Annotated in this window: 3 protein-coding genes; all 3 read right to left on the bottom strand. The window is 60.6% G+C overall.

Annotation, left to right across the window (positions count from 1 at the left end):
- Window positions 1–13: 13 nt before the first annotated feature.
- The gene (tnpC, locus tag ACQZ5H_RS32580; RefSeq protein WP_112720046.1) at window positions 14–1546 is read right to left on the bottom strand and encodes an IS66 family transposase; all 1533 of its coding nucleotides are present in this window, start codon (window positions 1544–1546) and stop codon (window positions 14–16) included.
- 71 nt (window positions 1547–1617) lie between these two features.
- Entirely contained in the window at window positions 1618–1974 is a 357-nt protein-coding gene (tnpB, locus tag ACQZ5H_RS32575) for an IS66 family insertion sequence element accessory protein TnpB (RefSeq protein WP_112720047.1), read from the bottom strand.
- Window positions 1971–2402, bottom strand: a complete 432-nt coding sequence (gene tnpA / locus ACQZ5H_RS32570) for an IS66-like element accessory protein TnpA (RefSeq protein WP_148195283.1) — start codon at window positions 2400–2402, stop codon at window positions 1971–1973. Before tnpA ends, tnpB begins: the two co-directional genes overlap by 4 nt.
- Window positions 2403–2477: the final 75 nt, after the last annotated feature.

Here is a 2477-nt window from a genome sequence, read left to right as displayed (position 1 = left end):
GTAAGCGCTGTTTTCAGGCCACGGCTTTGAGTTCGTGCCTTGCGGCATAGGTCCACGGCAGCAGGTCGTCGATTTGGCTATTTGGATGGCCGTTGGCGATCCTGGTGAGGACGTCTGAGAGATAGGCCAGTGGCTCGACATGGTTGAGCTTGGCAGTCTCGATGAGCGAGGCGATGGTTGCCCAGTGTTCGGCCCCGGCGTCGGAACCGGCAAATAGTGCATTCTTGCGATTGAGCGCAATTGGCCTGATGGATCGCTCGACGGTATTGGAGTCGATCTCGATCCGGCCATCGTCGATGAACCGGGTCAAGCCATCCCAGCGTGACAAGGCATAGCGGATTGCTTCGGCGAGCTTCGTCTTCTGACTGATGAGGCCGAGTTGTTCGCGCAGCCAGGGAGCGAGGCCATCTGCGATCGGTCGGCTCTTCTCTTGGCGCGTGGCGGTACGCTCCTCGTGTGTGAGGCCACGTATCTCGTCTTCAATCCTGTAAAGTTCGGCGATGCGTTTGAGCGCCTCGCTGGCAATGGGTGCTGGACCGGCGGCGGCGAGTTCATAGAAGCGGCGGCGAACGTGAGACCAGCAGAAAGCCAGTGACACGGTGTTCTTTGCCGCGAGTGGGCGATATCCACTGTAGCCGTCGACCTGCAGAATGCCGACGAAGCCGTCGAGATGGGCCATCGGTCGCTCGCCTTTGCGATCCGGGGCATAGATATAGGCGACGCCAGGCGGGTCATTTCCTTGCCAAGGGCGGTCGTCCCGCGCATAGGCCCAAAGCTGCCCGGTCTTAGTCTTGCCACGACCCGGGTCGAGCACGGGGGCTGTCGTCTCGTCGGCGAAGAGCTTCGACGATGACTTCAAATGATCGAGCAGCCGTTGATGGACAGGACGCAGATGCCAGGCGGCGCGACCGACCCAGTCGGCGAGCGTCGAGCGGTCGAGGTCGATGCCTTGACGCTTATAGATTTGCGCCTGGCGATACAGTGGCAGGTGGTCAGCATATTTGGAGACCAGCACCTGGGCGACGGTGGCCTCGGTCGGAATGCCGCCTTCAATCAGTCTTGCCGGGGCCGGAGCCTGGACCACGACTTCTTCGCAAGCCCGGCAAGCATACTTCGGGCGGCGCAGCACAAGCACGCGGAACTGGGCGGGCACAATGTCGAGCTTCTCGCTGACGTCTTCGCCGATCCGATGCAGGTCATTGCGGCAGCAGGGGCAGGCATGGTCATCAATATCAACTACGATCTCGATGCGCGGCAGATGGGCTGGCAGCGAACCTCTGTTCGTGCGCCGTTTGGCGACTTGCGCCTGTCGAACAGCAGGGGAGGCTTGCTCATTGTCTTCCAGACCGGCAGCCTCGACTTGCTCGGCCTCTTCAAGCCCAAGCAGAAGCTGGTCCTCGGGAAGCGTCTCGGCACGGCGACCGAACCGGTGGCGCTGCAATTCCTTGATGATCTGACGCAGGCGGGCATTCTCCGCCTCGCGCGAAAGCACCATCGCTTTTAGCGCGTTCAGGTCATCCGGAAGCTCGTCCGCCGTTATCGTCATGGATCGAGAACAGCATATTTTGCCGCTCAGAACGAGAGGCAGGCTGATGATGATTCAATTGGTCGCGGCCGCTATCCAGCCTTTATCGGGGTGCGCGTTTCGCTCGGCGCATGCACGCGTTTCCAGTCCAATCCCTCGAACAGAGCCGAGAATTGGGCGGCCGTCAGATGCATCGCGCCGTCTTGCATTCGAGGCCAATGGAACTCGCCATCCTCAAGCCGCTTGGCAACCAGGCACACGCCGCTACCGTCCCAGAAGACCAGCTTGATCCGGTCCGTTCGTTTGGCCCGGAACACGTAGATCGTGCCAGAGAATGGGTCGGCACCCATCTCGGCTTTCACGAGCGCCGCCAATCCGTCAGCGCCTTTGCGAAAGTCGACGGGCTTGGTGGCGATCATCACCTTTACCGCACCGGACGGACCAATCACGACTGAGCCTTCAACGCTTGGATCACAGCAGCAATTGTCGCGCTGTCCGTGCCAGATGCGATCCTGACGACCGCGCCGCCAACCTCCAGCTCGATTGCCGCAACTGGAAGTGCGCTCCTCGTAATCGTCTTTCGCCGTGTCGGAGGCGGCTCTACCGGACGATCAATTACTGCTGCCACAAACATCGGCGGCGAGTCTTGCTGCGCCTGACTCCGCGCCTGCCGACGCCAGGTAAACAATTGTCCGGGAGACAAACCGTGCCGACGCGCAACAGCACTGACCGACATCTCGCCGCTATAGCTCTCGGCGACAATTCGGTCTTTCTCCTCGTCGCTCCAGTCGCGGCGACGACCAGTTCCCGTAAAAACCTCAAACCGTTGCACCGGCACGTCTGCACTGGTGCCATGCGTAAACCCTGTAATCGTCATATGTCGAAGCCTCGTTCGGCAACAACATCAACAATCACGCGCTGATCCGGAAGGTGGGGTCAAAACACCGCTTAC

This window comes from Rhizobium sp. 21-4511-3d (genome assembly GCF_053522545.1).
The sequence above is the reverse complement of the archived record's forward strand: the minus strand, read 5'-3'. Positions and strand labels throughout refer to the sequence as shown.